The sequence below is a fragment of the Streptomyces callyspongiae genome, assembly GCF_047200695.1.
In the GTDB taxonomy this organism is placed as follows: domain Bacteria; phylum Actinomycetota; class Actinomycetes; order Streptomycetales; family Streptomycetaceae; genus Streptomyces.
Window position 1 is genome coordinate 78,955 of record NZ_JBJZOM010000001.1, and the last position, 14,926, is coordinate 93,880.

Annotated in this window: 12 protein-coding genes and 1 riboswitch; of the genes, 4 read left to right on the forward strand and 8 right to left on the reverse strand. The window is 72.7% G+C overall.

What is annotated here, in order from left to right:
* From ACL06G_RS00375 to cobN, 7 genes are all read right to left on the reverse strand, one after another.
* Positions 1-1,206 carry a cytochrome P450 gene (locus tag ACL06G_RS00375; RefSeq protein WP_412784849.1) on the reverse strand — a complete coding sequence of 402 codons (1,206 nt, stop codon included), beginning with the start codon at positions 1,204-1,206 and terminating at the stop codon, positions 1-3.
* Positions 1,207-1,369: 163 nt separating this feature from the next.
* Positions 1,370-2,713, reverse strand: coding sequence for a cytochrome P450 (locus tag ACL06G_RS00380; protein ID WP_412784848.1), 1,344 nt, complete (start codon positions 2,711-2,713; stop codon positions 1,370-1,372).
* 10 nt (positions 2,714-2,723) lie between these two features.
* Positions 2,724-3,314: a GTP-binding protein gene (locus ACL06G_RS00385; RefSeq protein ID WP_412784847.1), complete on the reverse strand. Its 591-nt coding sequence runs from the start codon at positions 3,312-3,314 to the stop codon at positions 2,724-2,726.
* Positions 3,289-3,663, reverse strand: coding sequence for a DUF742 domain-containing protein (locus ACL06G_RS00390; RefSeq protein WP_412784846.1), 375 nt, complete (start codon positions 3,661-3,663; stop codon positions 3,289-3,291). Before ACL06G_RS00390 ends, ACL06G_RS00385 begins: the two co-directional genes overlap by 26 nt.
* Positions 3,660-4,061 carry a roadblock/LC7 domain-containing protein gene (locus tag ACL06G_RS00395; protein WP_412784845.1) on the reverse strand — a complete coding sequence of 134 codons (402 nt, stop codon included), beginning with the start codon at positions 4,059-4,061 and terminating at the stop codon, positions 3,660-3,662. Before ACL06G_RS00395 ends, ACL06G_RS00390 begins: the two co-directional genes overlap by 4 nt.
* Positions 4,058-5,170 (reverse strand): ATP-binding protein, encoded by a 1,113-nt coding sequence (locus ACL06G_RS00400; RefSeq protein WP_412784844.1) that lies wholly within the window; start codon positions 5,168-5,170, stop codon positions 4,058-4,060. Before ACL06G_RS00400 ends, ACL06G_RS00395 begins: the two co-directional genes overlap by 4 nt.
* A 218-nt stretch (positions 5,171-5,388) precedes the next feature.
* On the reverse strand, positions 5,389-9,021 hold the full coding sequence (gene cobN, locus ACL06G_RS00405; protein WP_412835149.1) for a cobaltochelatase subunit CobN: 3,633 nt from the start codon (positions 9,019-9,021) through the stop codon (positions 5,389-5,391).
* Between the two features lie 55 nt (positions 9,022-9,076).
* Positions 9,077-9,156, reverse strand: a riboswitch (cobalamin riboswitch).
* 152 nt (positions 9,157-9,308) lie between these two features.
* On the opposite strand from cobN, the gene cobG reads away from it, so the two are divergent.
* Genes cobG through ACL06G_RS00420 form a run of 3 tightly spaced genes read left to right on the forward strand, consistent with a single transcriptional unit; the run spans position 9,309 to position 12,983 of the window.
* A complete protein-coding gene (gene cobG / locus ACL06G_RS00410) occupies positions 9,309-10,721 on the forward strand; it encodes a precorrin-3B synthase (RefSeq protein WP_412835150.1) in 1,413 nt (470 codons plus the stop codon).
* A gap of 40 nt (positions 10,722-10,761) precedes the next feature.
* The gene (locus ACL06G_RS00415) at positions 10,762-11,427 is read left to right on the forward strand and encodes a precorrin-8X methylmutase (protein ID WP_412784841.1); all 666 of its coding nucleotides are present in this window, start codon (positions 10,762-10,764) and stop codon (positions 11,425-11,427) included.
* Positions 11,424-12,983 carry a precorrin-2 C(20)-methyltransferase gene (locus ACL06G_RS00420; RefSeq protein WP_412835151.1) on the forward strand — a complete coding sequence of 520 codons (1,560 nt, stop codon included), beginning with the start codon at positions 11,424-11,426 and terminating at the stop codon, positions 12,981-12,983. The genes ACL06G_RS00415 and ACL06G_RS00420 overlap by 4 nt, the downstream gene beginning before the upstream one ends.
* A 15-nt stretch (positions 12,984-12,998) precedes the next feature.
* On the opposite strand, the gene ACL06G_RS00425 is transcribed toward ACL06G_RS00420, so the two are convergent.
* The gene (locus ACL06G_RS00425; protein WP_412835152.1) at positions 12,999-13,760 is read right to left on the reverse strand and encodes a cobalt-precorrin-6A reductase; all 762 of its coding nucleotides are present in this window, start codon (positions 13,758-13,760) and stop codon (positions 12,999-13,001) included.
* Positions 13,761-13,774: 14 nt separating this feature from the next.
* On the opposite strand from ACL06G_RS00425, the gene ACL06G_RS00430 reads away from it, so the two are divergent.
* The gene (locus tag ACL06G_RS00430) at positions 13,775-14,896 is read left to right on the forward strand and encodes a cobalt-precorrin-5B (C(1))-methyltransferase (RefSeq protein WP_412835153.1); all 1,122 of its coding nucleotides are present in this window, start codon (positions 13,775-13,777) and stop codon (positions 14,894-14,896) included.
* Positions 14,897-14,926: the final 30 nt, after the last annotated feature.

Consider the following 14,926-nt stretch of genomic DNA (forward strand, 5'->3'; position numbering starts at 1 on the left):
TCAGTCCCGGACGACGGACATGCCGGTGAGCCGGCGGAAGACCACGCGCGAGGCGTAGGAGGGCGGGCTGCTGACGCGCAGTCGCGGGAAGCGGCGCAGCAACGCCTCCAGCAGGACGTTGGCCTCGAGGCGGGCGAGTGCGGAGCCGATGCAGTAGTGGACGCCGCCGCCGAAGCCGAGGTGGGGTCCGCTGCGCCGCAGGTCGAACTCCTCGGCGGCGTCGAATCTCCTCGGATCGTGGTGCGCCGCTCCCAGCAGGACGTGCGCCACCTCGTCGACCGACACGGAGCGTCCCGCCAGGGTGGTGTCCTCGGCGGGGATGCGGCTGATGACGTGGATCGGCGGGTCGAAGCGGACCGTCTCCTCGACGGCGTCGGGGACGTGCTCCGGGTGGGCGCGCAGCCACTCGTGCTGGGACGGGTTCCTGTCCAGAAGCCACAGCATGGTCGAGAGCGTGGTGGACGTGGTCTCGAGCGACGCCATGGAGATGAACATCGCGAGGTAGTACAGCGTCTCGTCGGCGACTTCCTGGTCCGGTTCCAGCTCGTCCCAGGTCCGGATCCACCCGGAGAGGGCGTCGTCGGCCGGGTTGCGCCTGCGTTCCCGGACCAGCCGGAGAAAGTACTCCCGCAGGCCGTCGCTCGCGTCGTCGGATATCGCCAGCTGGCTCTTGGTGGGGAGGAGTTCACCCGCGTAGACGTGCTCGTGCGTGAGCCGGCGGACCAGGGGCTGGTCCGCCTCGGGTATGCCCATCCAGTGGCCCAGAGCGGCGACCGGGAGTTCCTCGCTGACCAGGGAAACGAAGTCCGCCTCGCCCTCCGCGTCGAGTTGCTCCTCGAGCCGGTCGAGGAGCGTTTCGACGGTCTTCGCGACGGGACCGCGGAGCCCCGCGAGGGTGTTGCGGTCGAAGATGTTCCCGAGGGCGCGCCGCTGCCGGGGGTGTTCCGGCGGGTTCAGGCCGGAGAGCGTCCTGCTGAGCGAGTGGACCGCCGGGCGGTCCCAGCGGACGGCGTCCGCTCCTTGTCTGGCCCGCCAGTCGGCGTCCGGCACGAGCCAGGACTTGCCCCGCAGCACCTCGTTGGCCGCGTCGTACGACGTGACGAGGTGCCCGCCCCACGGAGCGGGCACCACCTCCCCCATCTCGCGCAGCTCGGCGTACAGGGGGAAGGGGTCGGCCTGTCCGGCGGGTGTCCTCAACCGTGCCATGACGGAAACGATCGAGCGGCGGTCAGGCAACGTGCCAACGGGGGCAAACACGTGCAACTCCTTTTCTCATATAGGGAGTTGTAATCATGCCTGCGGCATACCCACGCTGCGTACCGAACATGCGACCGATAGTGTTGCCCCGGTCACACCCTGCGTTCTCCGCTCATGCCTTGAGCCACTCCAGGAAGGAACTCCAGCGGCTCTTGCGGGCCCGGTCGTTCCGCGACGCCTCCGACTCCTGCGCAGCGCTCTCCTGCAGCGGCGTGAAGCTGCGGCGCACCGGGGCGAACCGCGCGGGCAGGGAGACCAGGGCCCGGTGGAACGGGCCGGGCCGCCAGCTGAGCTGTTCGACGGGAACCGCAAGTTCGACGTCCGGAAGACGGTTCAGCAGCTTCTCGACCGCAGTGACGGCGATGAGACGTGCCGGATCCTTCGCCGGGCAGGCGTGCGGCCCCGCGCCCCAGGCCAGGTGCGCCCGCTTGCTCAGCGTCTGCCGGGAGGAGTCCATGGCGGGATCGTTGTTGGCGGCGGCGAAGCTGATGAGCACGGGATCGCCGGCCCGGAGGTGGACACCGTCGAGATCGACGTCCTGGACCGGGTAGTGCGGCGAGTAGTTCGCGATCGGGGGCGTGTTCCACAGCACGTCGTCGATGGCGTCCTCGACGAGCAGCCCGGCCCCGAAGCCCTGCCCGGCGTACTTGTCGTCGGACAGCAGCAGCCGGAGCGAGTTGGCGATGAGGTTGCGCTGGGGTTCGGTGCCCGCGCCCATCAGCATGACGAGCTGATGGACCATCTCCTCGTCGTTGAGCCCGGCGGGGTGCGCGATCAGCCGGGAGGTGACGTCGTTGTCCGGGCGGGCGCGCTTCTGGGAGATGAGGGTCATGAGACCCTCGGTCAGCTGTGCGTCGGCGTTCTCGGTGTCGAAGCCGTCGAAGATGGCGGACATCCCGTAGAGGATCTTGTCGCCGATCTCCGCGGAACAACCGAACAGCTGGTTGAAGACGAGCAGCGGCAGCGCCTTGGCGTAGTCGTCGAGCAGGTCGACCTCGCCGCGGAAGGCGAACTGGTCGATCAGGTACCCGGCCACGCGTTCCACGTGGCGGCTCAGGTGGAGCGGGTTGACCTGCGCGAGGCTGTCCGTCACGGCCTGCCGCAGCCGTATGTGGTCGGTTCCGTCGGTGAACAGGCAGTTGGGGCGGTAGGCCATCATGGCCAGCACGGGGCTGTCCTCGGGGATGCGCCCCTCGTTCAGTGCCCGCCAGCGCCGGGAGTCCTTCGCGAAGAAGTCCGGGTTCTGCAGCACCCGCAGCGCGGCACCGTAGCTGGTGACCAGTGCGGCCTCGACTCCGGGAGCGAGTTCGACCGGCGCTGCCGGGCCGTGCTTCCGCAACTCCTCGTAGAACGCCTCCGGGTTGGCGGCGAACTCGGGTGTGTGGAGCGGCATGCTGCCCTCGCCCTGGTGGGCGGGACATCCGGGGGGCGGCTGCAGACCTTGCTGGTACTCCATGGGAATCCTCCTAGCGCGCCCGGTCCAGCAAGTAGCGGACCAGGGTGATCAAAGCGTGGGCAGACGACTTCTCGTCCCGGGGGTCGCACTCGACCACCGGAGTCTCCTCCAGCACGTCGAGCGCCTCGCGCAGCTCCCCCTCTTCACGCCGCTCGGCGCCCGGGAAGTAGTTCACGGCGACCGCGTAGCGCAGTCCGTGTTCCTCGATCAGATCGATGACGGGATAGCACTCGCCGATCCGCTCCGGGTCGACCAGCACCAGCGCCCCGAGGGCGCCGCGGGCCATGTCCTCCCACACCTGCATGAAGCGCTGCTGGCCGGGAGTGCCGAAGAGGTACAGGACCAGTTCGTCGCTGAGTGTGAGACGCCCGAAGTCCATGGCGACCGTGGTGGTCGTCTTCCCCTGGACACCGGCCAGGTCGTCCAGGTGCTCGGCCGCCTGCGTCATCCGCTCCTCGGTCTGCAGGGGCGGGATCTCCGACAGCGTGCCGACGAAGGTGGTCTTGCCCACCGCGAAGTGGCCCACGACGAGGATCTTCACCGCGGTCTTGACCGTTTCGCTCAGGAAGACCCTGTCAGCCGAAGCGGGCGCGGAGCCCATGGAGCACCTCCTGAAGGACCTGGGTGTCGACGTGCTCTGCCGGCGGCGGAGCGTCACGGGTCAGCAAATGGCCGGATTCGGCAAGGTCGGAGAGCAGGATGCGGACGATGCCGAGGGGGAGCTGCACGTAGCCCGCGATCTCGGCCACGGACAGGTATCCGCCCGAGCACATCTCCCACAGCTGCCGCTTCTCGGGCGAGACCCCCGGCGGGAGCGGCTCCTCCGACGCCGTCACGAGAGTGATGAGGCGGAGCCCCACCTCCTCGTCCGGAACCTCGGTGTCCCCGGTGATGACGTACGGTCGCACTAAACCCCTGTCGGGGGGCTGCTCCTCGCCCGGGCTCCTCATGCGTGTGCTTCGCTGTCCTTGCGGGGCGGCGAGGTGAGTGCCTTGCCCAGCTGACCGACGAGTTGCTGCATGCGGAAGGTGATGTCCGCCATGTCGACGTCGTGCGCGGCCGAGACCGCGATGTAGGCGCCGGAGCCGGCGGAGATCAGGAACACCCAGCCGCCGTCGAACTCGATCAGCGTCTGACGCCATTCCGTTGCCGACCGGTCGCAGAATCCGGCGACGGTACGGCTGAGCGACTGCATCCCGCTCATTGCGGCGGCGACGGTGTCCGCATCGTCCTTGCCGACCGCGTTGGATCTGGCCATCAGCAGGCCGTCGGCGGAGACAAGGATCGCATGACGCGCACCGGGGACCTCCAGTGCGCTGTCCAGCATCCACGACAGGTCGTTGCTCACTGGCTCTCGTGCCCCTTCCCGTTCGCGCCTGCCGCGCGCCCGGATTGTGTACCTCGCTGGAACGCGCCCATGATCGCTGCGGTGTCGGCCCCCGACGTCTCCCCCTCCTGGCGGCCGGGCCGTTCGGGTGTGTCGGAGACCACCGACACCGGACCGCGGCGCCTGCGTTTGGGCAGGCCACCTGCCGTGGTCTGCCCCGTGGTGTCCGGGCGGACCGCCGAGGGCGCGGGCGTCGGTTCTGGCTCAGGCATGGTCGTCAGCAGATCCTCAGGCAGGAGTACAACAGCCCGCACGCCGCCGTACGGAGACGCCGAGTCGACCGAGACCTGGAACCCGTAGCGGTGGGCGAGCACACCGACCACCGCGAACCCGAACTGCGGGGGATTGCCGAGGTCGGTGACGCCGGTCGGCCGTTGCGGCGAGAGCAGTTCGGCCGCGCGGCCCTTCTCCTCCTCGCTCATGCCGACGCCCGCGTCGTCGATGACGACGCAGACCCCCTTCGGCACCGGGCGGATGTTGATCTCGATCAGCGTTTCCGGCGCCGAGTAGCTGGTCGCGTTGTCCAGCAGTTCGGCGACCGCGAGTGCCAGGGGTTCCACCGCACGGCTGACCACCGCGTAGTTGCTCTGCGAGCGGATCTCCACCCGCTTGAAGTGGCGGATGCGGCCCTTGGCGCTGCGCACGACGTCGTACAGCGAGGCGACGTCACGGGTACGTCCGAGCCAGCCGTCGCACAGCACCGCGATGGACTGCGCCCGGCGGCCGAACTGGGAGTTTGCGTGGTCGATCTCCAGGAGGTCCTGGAGAATCTTGGAGTCCCCGTACTTGTCCTGCAGTTGGGAGATGACCAACTGCTGTTCGTTCGCGAGTCCCTGAAGGGTCCGCATCGCGGTCTTGAGGGCCGTCTTGGTGGCTTCGTTGGCGAGGAGGCGCGCTTCCTCGGCTGCCTCCGAGTAGCCCCTTTCGACGTCCGCGTAGTGCTCGCGGATCTGCTCCTTCTCCTGGCGCAGCCGGGCATTGGCGCGCCACGTGCGGTAGAGCACGAGGGCAGCGAGCACGGCGACGGCGGCAAGGCCCCACAACACCGGGTTGTGCATCTGTTCCGTCATGAAACTCTCTTCAAGCGGCTGAACGAGTGCCCGACAACATGAGGGCCATATTGACATGGACGCGTACAGAGACGCCGATCCCCCTGCGTTGACATATGGTCAGTCCGCTCGGCAAGTTGGCCGATCGTAACACCAGTGGGCAGCAACGGCGCCTTCTGACGGCGGCGTTGAACCGATGCCCCAGAACTTCACATTGGCATCACAACCTCGACGCTTCGTCATCCCTCACCCTCGAGGTCACCCTCCGCCTCGAGCATCACCTCACGCAGGGCCCGCAGCACAGCGGGGTCGGGCTTCTCCCACATCCCGCGGGACTCCGCCTCGAGCAGCCGCTCGGCCATGCCGTGCAGCGCCCACGGGTTGGCGTCCTGGAGGAACGCCCGGTTCTCGGGATCGAGCACGTAGGTCTCGGCGAGCTTGTCGTACATCCAGTCCGCGACGACGCCCGTCGTCGCGTCGTAGCCGAACAGGTAGTCGACGGTCGCGGCCAGTTCGAAGGCGCCCTTGTAACCGTGCCGCCGCATCGCCTCGACCCACCGGGGATTCACCACGCGCGCCCGGAAGACGCGCGAGGTCTCCTCCAGCAGGGTTCGGGTGCGGACCGTCTCCGGACGCGTGGAGTCGCCGATGTACGCCTCCGGTGCGCTCCCCCGCAACGCACGTACCGTCGCGACCATGCCGCCGTGGTACTGGAAATAGTCGTCCGAGTCGGCGATGTCGTGCTCACGCGTGTCGGTGTTCTTCGCCGCCACCGCGATCCGCCGGTACGCGGTCTCCATCGCCTCCCGTGCCGGAGCACCGTCCAGCCCCCGGCCGTAGGCGTAGCCGCCCCACACCGTGTACACCTCGGCGAGATCGGCGTCGGTGCGCCAGTCCCGGGAGTCGATCAACTGCAGCAGCCCGGCCCCGTAGGTCCCCGGACGCGACCCGAAGATCCGCGTGGTGGCGCGGCGTTCGTCGCCGTGCTCCGCCATGTCGGCCTGCACGTGGGCACGTACGTGGTTCTGCTCCCCGGGCTCGTCCAGCGAGGCCGCCAGCCGCACCGCGTCGTCGAGGAGCGCGACGGTGTGGGGGAAGGCATCGCGGAAGAACCCGGAGATGCGGAGCGTGACGTCGATGCGCGGCCTGCCCATTTCCTCGAGCGGCACCGGCTCCAGCCCGGTCACCCGCCGCGACGCGTCGTCCCACACCGGGCGGACACCGAGCAGCGCCAGCGCCTCGGCCACGTCGTCGCCGGCGGTGCGCATGGCGCTGGTGCCCCACAGCGACAGCCCGACCGACGCCGGCCACTCCCCGTTGTCCCCCCGGTACCTGCTCAGCAGCGACTCGGCGAGCGCCTGCCCGGTCTCCCAGGCGAGACGCGACGGCACCGCCTTGGGGTCCACGGAGTAGAAGTTGCGGCCGGTCGGCAGCACGTTCACCAGGCCCCGCAGCGGGGACCCGGAGGGACCGGCCGGCACGAACCCGCCGGACAGCGCGTGCACCACGTGGTCGATCTCGGCGGTCGTGCCCGCCAGTCGCGGCACCACCTCGCGCGCCGCGAAGTCCAGGATCCGGGCGACGTCCTCACCGCGGCCCACCGCGACCCGGGGCACGGCCGACGGCTCCCAGCCGGCGTCCTCCATCGCCTGCACCAGCGCGCGGGCCTGCTCCTCGGCCTCGTCGGCCGCCGTGCGGGTGGCGGCCGCCTCGTCCAGACCCAGCGCCTCGCGCAGCCCCGGCAGCGCCGAGGCTCCGCCCCAGATCTGCCGGGCGCGCAGCACCGCGAGGACCAGGTTCACCCGCTCGGGACCGGTCGGCGCACCTCCCAGCACGTGCAGGCCGTCCCGGATCTGCGCATCCTTCACCTCGCACAGCCAGCCGTCGACGTGCAGCAGGAAATCGTCGAAGCCCTCGTCGTCCGGCCGCTCGGCCAGGCCCAGGTCGTGGTCGAGCTGCGCCGCCTGGATCAGCGTCCAGATCTGCGACCGGACGGCCGGCAGCTTGGCGGGGTCCATGGCGGAGATCTGCGCGTACTCGTCGAGGAGTTGTTCCAGACGGGCGATGTCGCCGTAGCTGTCCGCGCGGGCCATCGGCGGCACCAGGTGATCGACGAGCACCGCGTGGACCCGGCGCTTGGCCTGGGTCCCCTCACCGGGGTCGTTGACCAGGAACGGATAGACCAGCGGCAGGTCGCCCAGTGCGGCGTCCGGCGCGCAGACCGCCGAGAGGCCCGCGTTCTTCCCCGGCAGCCACTCCAGGTTGCCGTGCTTGCCGAGGTGGACCATCGCGTCCGCGCCGAACCCGCCGTCCGACTCCGCCGCGGCGATCCACCGGTACGCGGCGAGGTAGTGGTGGGAGGGCGGGAGATCGGGATCGTGGTAGATCGCGATCGGGTTCTCGCCGAAGCCGCGCGGCGGCTGGATCAGCACCAGCAGGTTGCCGTACCGCAGGGCGGCCAGCACGATGTCGCCCTCCGGATTGCGGCTGCGGTCGACGAACATCTCCCCCGGCGGCGGCCCCCAATGCTCCTCGACGGACTCCCGCAGCTCCGTGGGGAGACCGGCGAACCAGCGGCGGTAGTCGGCGGCCGGGATGCGTACCGGGTTCCGCTGCAACTGCTCCTCGGTCAGCCACTCCTGGTCGTGTCCGCCCGCCTCGATGAGCGCCCGGATCAACGCGTCGCCGTCGCCGGAGGCCACGCCGGGGATGCCGTCCGCCCCCTGCGGCCCGAAGTCGTAGCCCTCCGCGCCGAGCCGGCGCAGCAGCGCCACCGCGCTGGCGGGAGTGTCCAGCCCGACCGCGTTGCCGATACGGGAGTGCTTCGTGGGGTAGGCGGAGAGGACCAGGGCGAGCCGTTTCCGGCCGGGGGCGGTCCGTCGCAGGCGGGCGTGCCGCACCGCGGTTCCGGCCACTCGGGCGGCGCGTTCCGGGTCCGGGACGTAGGCGGGCAGGCCGTCCTCGTCGATCTCCTTGAAGGAGAACGGGACGGTGATGAGGCGGCCGTCGAACTCCGGCACGGCGACCTGGCTCGCCGCGTCCAGCGGCGAGACACCCTCGTCGTTCTCCTCCCACTCCGCGCGGGAGGACGTCAGGCACAGCGCCTGGAGGATCGGCACGTCGAGCGCGGTGAGCGCGCCGGCGTCCCAGGACTCGTCGTCGCCGCCCGCCGACGCATCGGCGGGCCGTGACCCTCCGGCGGCGAGCACGGTCGTGACGATCACGTCCGCGTCCCGCAGTGCCTCGACCAGTTCGGGTTCCGGCGTGCGCAGCGAGGCGACGTAGAGGGGCATCGGACGTCCCCCGGCCGCCTCGACGGCCGTGCACAGCGCCTCGACGAAGCCGGTGTTGCCGCTCATGTGGTGGGCGCGGTAGTAGAGCACGGCCACCGTGGGCCCCTCGGCGCGGGACTCGGCCGCCCGTTCCAACGGCCCCCACGAGGGGGCGGCGGCGGGCGGTTCGAAGCCGTGACCGGTGAGGAGGACCGTGTCGGAGAGGAACCGGGCGAGCTCCCGAAGGTTGGCGGGGCCGCCGTGCGCGAGGTAGCGGTGCGCCTCGGCGGCGATGCCGACAGGAACCGTGGAGGCCGCCATCAGCTGGGCGTCGGGGGCCTGTTCGCCGGTGAGCACGACGACCGGCAGCCCGCCGGCGAGCACCTGCTCCAGCCCCTCCTCCCAGGCGCGCACGCCGCCCAGCAGCCGGACGACGACGAGGTGGACGCCGTCGAGCAGCGCCGGCAGGTCGTCGAGGTCGAGCCGGGCCGGGTTGGCGTACCGGTAGGCGACGCCGTCGTCGCCGGTGCGGGCCGCGCGGGCGCTCAACAGGTCGGTGTCGGACGTCGACAGGAGCAGGATCTCGCTGGAGTGCGGCATGCGTCGTGAACCCTTCCTCGGGGTGTCCACGCCCCGGGCGGTGTCGGACGGCGGGAGTTCCTGGCTCGCCCGGGCCGTCGTGGGGCCCGCGGGCTCACAGTGGCGGGACCGCGCCGGATTCGCACCGGGCTTCCTCCCCTGTCGCCGTCCTCGGCGGAAACGGACCGGTTCCGGTCCGCAGGGGCATCGTACGGTCCGCGGCCCGGGCTGCGGTGTGCACGGCGGAAGTTCGCGACCGTGATCCGCGGCATACGGCCGCCCGGCCCAAGGTCGGTATGCTCCCCGCGATGCCGACCGCCGCACAGGGCCCGACCGGACCCTCCCGTGACGCGTCCCCGGGGGCCGTCCCCGCACGGGACCGCGGCGACCTGTGCCCCGGTGCGTTGCGGCTGCACACGGCCGACGACGGGCAGTTGGCGAGGATCCGGCTGCCCGGCGGAGGACTGACGGCGCGACAGGCAGAGGAACTGGCCGACGCGGCAGACCGGTGGGGCGACGGAAGGCTGCACCTGACCTCGCGCGGCAACGTGCAGCTGCGCGGCCTGCCCGAAGGCTGCGGCACCGAACTCGCCACCGGGCTGGCGCGCGCCGGTCTGCTGCCCTCCGTCCGCCACGAACGGGTACGGAACATCCTGGCCTCGCCGTGGACCGGACTGGACGGACGCGGCCATGCGGACGTGCTGGCGTGGGCGGCGGAAACCGACCGTCTGCTGTGCACGAGCGACCCGGCCCAGGCGCTCTCCGGCCGCTTCCTGTTCGCGTTCGACGACGGCCGCGGCGACGTGGCCGCGCTCGGCGCCGACGTCACGGTGGTGGCCCGGGCCCCCCGGGACCGCCCGCCGGCCCGGACGGCGACGATCCGCACCGGAGGCCGGACGGCCGTCACCGTCCCGGCGGAGGCCGCACCTCGTGCGGCCCTGGCGGCCGCCGAAGTGTTCCTCTCCCTCGCCCGGTCCGACGGCGGGGAGGCCTGGCGCGTCACGGACCTCCCGGACGGCGGCGCACGGGTCGCCGACGCCCTGGCCCGACGGCTGGCGGAGTCCGGGACGGCGCTGACCGGCACGCCGCGGGACCTCCGCGGCACGGTTCCCGGACCGGAGGACGCCGCCCGCCCGGAACCCGGCCTCGTCACGGGCCCGGTGGGGCGTACCGCGCTCACCGCCGCCGCACCGCTGGGCGCCCTCACGACCCGGCAGCTGCGCCTGCTGTCCGCCACCGCGCGGGAAGCGGGCGCGGGTGAACTCCGCGTCACCCCCTGGCGGGAGGTGGTCGTGCCCGGACTCGCGCACGGCACCGCCGAGCACCGTCTGGCGGACGCCGAGCGCGCCGGGCTGATCGTCTCGCCCGAGTCGCCGTGGTACGGCGTCAGCGCGTGCACCGGACGCCCCGGCTGCGGCAAGGCGCTCGCGGACGTACGCGCCGACGCGGCAACGGCCGTACGGGAAGGAGCCACCCGGGACCGGCACGGACCGGCAGTCCACTGGTCCGGATGCGAACGGCGCTGCGGGCGCCCGCAGGGGTCGCACCTCGACGTGCTCGCCCTCCCGGACGGCCGCTACGACCTGTCCGTCCGCGACGCCGCGGGCCGGCAGCCGGGCCGGGACGGAACACCCACGGCACCGGACGCCACAGCCACCGACGTCGCCGCCGCGCTGCGCGGAGCGGCCTCGACGGCACGAACAACCGCCGCGGAGCGGTGACCAGTTGAGCGGAACCACCGAGAGGGGCGGGCCCCGACCCATGGACCCACACCGGAATCCGACCCGGGGCGCCGGGTACGACTACGGCTACGAACGCGACGGCGCGGCGATCTACCGCGCCTCGTTCGCCACCATCCGCGCCGAGGCCGACCTTTCCGGCCTGCCCGCGGACGTCGCCCAGGTCGCCGTCCGCATGATCCACTCCTGCGGCATGGTCGACCTCGTGCGTGACCTGGCGTTCTCCCCCGGGGTTGTGTCCCGCGCCCGCACGGCGCTGCGGGCCGGGGCACCGATCCTCACCGACGTGCGGATGGTGGCCAGCGGCGTCACGCGCAAGCGGCTGCCCGCCGACAACGACGTCGTGTGCACCCTCGCCGAACCCGCCGTGCCCGGCCTGGCGTCGGAACTGGGCACCACACGCAGCGCCGCCGCCATGGAGTTGTGGGGCGACCGGCTCGACGGGGCGGTCGTCGCCGTCGGGAACGCGCCGACGGCACTGTTCCGCCTGCTGGAGATGATCGACGCGGGCGCCCCGCGCCCCGCCGCGGTCATCGGAGTACCGGTGGGCTTCGTCGGCGCCGTCGAGTCCAAGGACGCCCTCGCCGCACACCCGGCGCGGCTCGAACACCTGGTGGTACGGGGCCGGCGCGGCGGCAGCGCCCTGGCCGCGGCCGCCCTCAACGCGATCGCGAGCGAGGCAGAGTGAACAGCAGCACCGTCACGAACGGGACCACCGGCACCGGCGGACGTCTGTACGGCGTCGGCCTCGGCCCCGGCGACCCTTCCCTGATGACCGTGCGGGCGATCGAAGTGATCGAGGGTGCGGACGTGGTCGCGTACCACAGCGCCCGGCACGGCCGGTCCATCGCGCGTTCCATCGCCGCGGGGCACCTGCGCGAGGACCACATCGAGGAGGCGCTGGTCTACCCGGTGACCACCGAGGGGACCGACCACCCCGGCGGCTACCGGGGCGCGCTCGACGAGTTCTACACCGAGTCCGCCGCGCGCCTCGCCGCGCACCTGGACGCGGGCCGCAGCGTCGCCGTGCTCGCGGAGGGCGACCCGCTGTTCTACGGCTCGTACATGCACATGCACAAACGACTCGCCGACCGCTACCCGACCGAGGTGGTGCCGGGTGTGACCTCGGTCAGTGCCGCGGCCGCGCGGCTGGGCACACCGCTCGCCGAGGGCGAGGAGGTGCTGACGGTCCTCCCCGGCACCCTCCCGGAGGAGGAGTTGGCGGCCCGGCTCGCCGCGACCGACGCCGCCGTGGTGATGAAACTCGGCCGCACCTTCCCCCACGTGCGGCGGGCCCTGGAACGCTCCGGCCGCCTGCCGGAGGCCCACTACGTGGAACGGGCCACGATGGACGGCGAGCGGACCGGCCGCCTGGCGGACACCGACCCGGACGCGGTGCCCTACTTCTCGCTCGCCGTCCTCCCCAGCCGGGTGGACAGCGCCCGCCCCGAACCGGACGGACCCGCCCAACGGGACGAACACGCGGGCGGCGCCGGCGAGGTGGCCGTCGTCGGCACCGGGCCCGCCGGACCGCTCTGGCTCACCCCCGAGACGCGCGGCGCACTGGCCGCGGCCGACGACCTGGTCGGCTACACCACCTACCTGGAGCGGGTGCCCCGCCGGACCGGGCAGCGGCGGCACGGCTCGGACAACAAGGTCGAGGCCGAACGCGCCGAGTTCGCCCTCGACCTGGCACGGCGCGGACGCCGGGTGGCCGTCGTCTCCGGCGGCGACCCCGGGGTGTTCGCCATGGCGACGGCGGTGCTGGAGACCGCCTCGCAGGAGCCCTACCGCGAGATCCCGGTGCGGGTGCTGCCCGGCCTCACCGCGGCCAACGCGGCCGCCGCCCGCGCGGGCGCGCCCCTGGGGCACGACTACGCGGCGCTGTCGCTCTCCGACCGGCTCAAGCCGTGGGAGGTCGTCGCCGAGCGGCTCCACGCAGCGGCCTCGGCCGACCTGGTGCTCGCCCTCTACAACCCCGGTTCCCGGAGCCGTACCTGGCAGGTCGGCAAGGCCCGCGAACTGCTGCTGGAGCACCGCGCTCCGGACACACCGGTGGTCGTCGCCCGCGATGTGGGCGGCGCGGGCGAACGCGTCCGCGTCGTGCGGCTCGCGGACCTGGACCCCGCGGAGGTCGACATGCGCACCCTGCTCATCGTCGGCTCCTCGCAGACCCGCGCCGTGCCGCGCGGGCCCGGCGGGGACACCGTCGTGTGGACGCCGCGCCGCTACCCGGAGGTCTGACGCGGACCCCTGATCTCACCGGGAGAGCACCCAGCGTGCCGCCTCCTCCGGGGAGGGTACGTGCGGGACGTCCTCCGGGACGGGCGGACGGCGCACCACGACCACCGGGACGCCCGCCTCCCGCGCCGCCGCCAGCTTCGGGGCGGTGGCGCGACCGCCGCTGTCCTTGGTGACCAGCACGTCGATGCGGTGGCGGTGCAGCAGCCCCCGTTCCCCGTCGAGCGTGAACGGCCCACGGTCCAGCAGCACTTCGGCGTACGGCGGGACCGGCCCCGTCGGCGGGTCGACGCAGCGCACGAGGAACCGCGCCTCCGCCACCCCGGCGAAGGCCGCGAGCCCCGTGCGGCCGGTGGTGAGGAAGACGCTGCGGCCCAGCCCCGGCAGCAGGCCCGCGACCTCCTCCAGGGACCCGGCGGAGTGCCAGACGTCACCCGGGCCGGGGACCCAGCCGGGCCGGCGCACCGCCAGCAGGGGAACATGGGCGGAGGCGGCCGCCTCGGCCGCGTGGAGACTGATCGTTCCGGCGAAGGGATGAGTGGCGTCGATGAGCGCGTCGACCCCGTGCGTGCGCAGCCAGCGCGCCATGCCCTCGGGGCCGCCGAACCCTCCGATGCGGACCTCGCCGGGCGGCGGAACGGGCCGCGCGACGCGTCCCGCGAGCGAACTGGTCACACGCAGCCGCACCCCCCGGGTGCCGTCGGTCCGCGCCTCGGGCGCCAGCAGTTCGGCGAGGCGACGGGCCTCCGTCGTGCCTCCGAGGATCAGCACATGCCGCACGCGAGGCTCCTCCCATGGGTGACGGCGGCGGGCGGGACGCCCAACTCAAACACACCGGTCTCCGGCCGGGCTGGACCACCGGCGCCTGCGCGACGGCCGCGGCCACCGCCGCGTACACCGCCGTGCTGACGGGCGACTTCCCCGACCCGGTGACCGTCGGCCTGCCGAAGGGCCACACGCCCTCCTTCGCCCTGGCGGTGGAGGAGGTGCGGGCGGACGGCACGGCCACGGCTGGTGTCGTCAAGGATGCGGGCGACGACCCGGACGTCACGCACGGCGCCCTGGTCCGCGCCACGGCACGGCGCCTGCCCCCGGGCAGCGGGGTGACGTTCCGCGCCGGCCCGGGCGTCGGCACCGTCACGCGGCCCGGACTGCCGCTGGAGGTGGGCGAACCCGCGGTCAACCCTGTGCCGCGGCAGCTGATGCGCGACCACGTCGCCCGCGTCGCCGCGGAGCACGGCGGCTCCGGGGACGTGGAGCTGACCCTCTCCGTCGACCACGGCGAGGAGATCGCCCGATCGACGTGGAACCCCCGCCTCGGCATCCTGGGCGGTTTGTCCATCCTGGGGACCACCGGGGTGGTCGTGCCGTACTCGTGCTCGGCGTGGATCGACTCCATCCGGCGCGGCGTCGACGTGGCGCGCGCCGCCGGGCGCACCCACGTCGCGGGCTGCACCGGATCCACCTCCGAACGGACCGTCGTCGCCGCGTACGGCCTGCCGGACGACGCCCTGCTGGACATGGGGGACTTCGCGGGCGCGGTACTGAAGTACGTGCGCCGCCACCCGGTGGACCGGCTCACGCTCTGCGGCGGTTTCGCGAAACTGTCGAAGCTGGCCGCCGGCCACCTCGACCTGCACTCGAAGCGCTCCCAGGTCGACAAGGGCTTCCTCGCCGAACTGGCGCTCCAGGGCGGTGCGGACGACGCCCTCGCCGCCGAGGTCGCCGCCGCCAACACCGGCCTGGCGGCGCTGCAGTCCTGCACCGCGCACGGTGTGCCCCTCGGCGACCTCGTCGCTCTCACCGCCCGCGACCGGGCGCTGGGCGTGCTCCGCGGCGCACCGGTCGCCGTCGACGTGGTCTGCATCGACCGCGCCGGGGAGATCGTCGGACGCAGCGCGGTGCACGGACCGTAGCCGGAACCGCGGCGCGGGTCCCTTCTCCGA

Coding starts and splice junctions, on each gene's coding strand:
- ACL06G_RS00390 (WP_412784846.1), bottom strand. CDS start 3,663: ATGAGGAGCCCGGGCGAGGAGCAGCCCCCCGACAGGGGTTTAGTGCGA.
- cobG (WP_412835150.1), top strand. CDS start 9,309: ATGCCGACCGCCGCACAGGGCCCGACCGGACCCTCCCGTGACGCGTCC.
- cobN (WP_412835149.1), bottom strand. CDS start 9,021: ATGCCGCACTCCAGCGAGATCCTGCTCCTGTCGACGTCCGACACCGAC.
- ACL06G_RS00385 (WP_412784847.1), bottom strand. CDS start 3,314: ATGGGCTCCGCGCCCGCTTCGGCTGACAGGGTCTTCCTGAGCGAAACG.
- ACL06G_RS00415 (WP_412784841.1), top strand. CDS start 10,762: ATGGACCCACACCGGAATCCGACCCGGGGCGCCGGGTACGACTACGGC.
- ACL06G_RS00400 (WP_412784844.1), bottom strand. CDS start 5,170: ATGACGGAACAGATGCACAACCCGGTGTTGTGGGGCCTTGCCGCCGTC.
- ACL06G_RS00375 (WP_412784849.1), bottom strand. CDS start 1,206: ATGGCACGGTTGAGGACACCCGCCGGACAGGCCGACCCCTTCCCCCTG.
- ACL06G_RS00430 (WP_412835153.1), top strand. CDS start 13,775: ATGGGTGACGGCGGCGGGCGGGACGCCCAACTCAAACACACCGGTCTC.
- ACL06G_RS00380 (WP_412784848.1), bottom strand. CDS start 2,713: ATGGAGTACCAGCAAGGTCTGCAGCCGCCCCCCGGATGTCCCGCCCAC.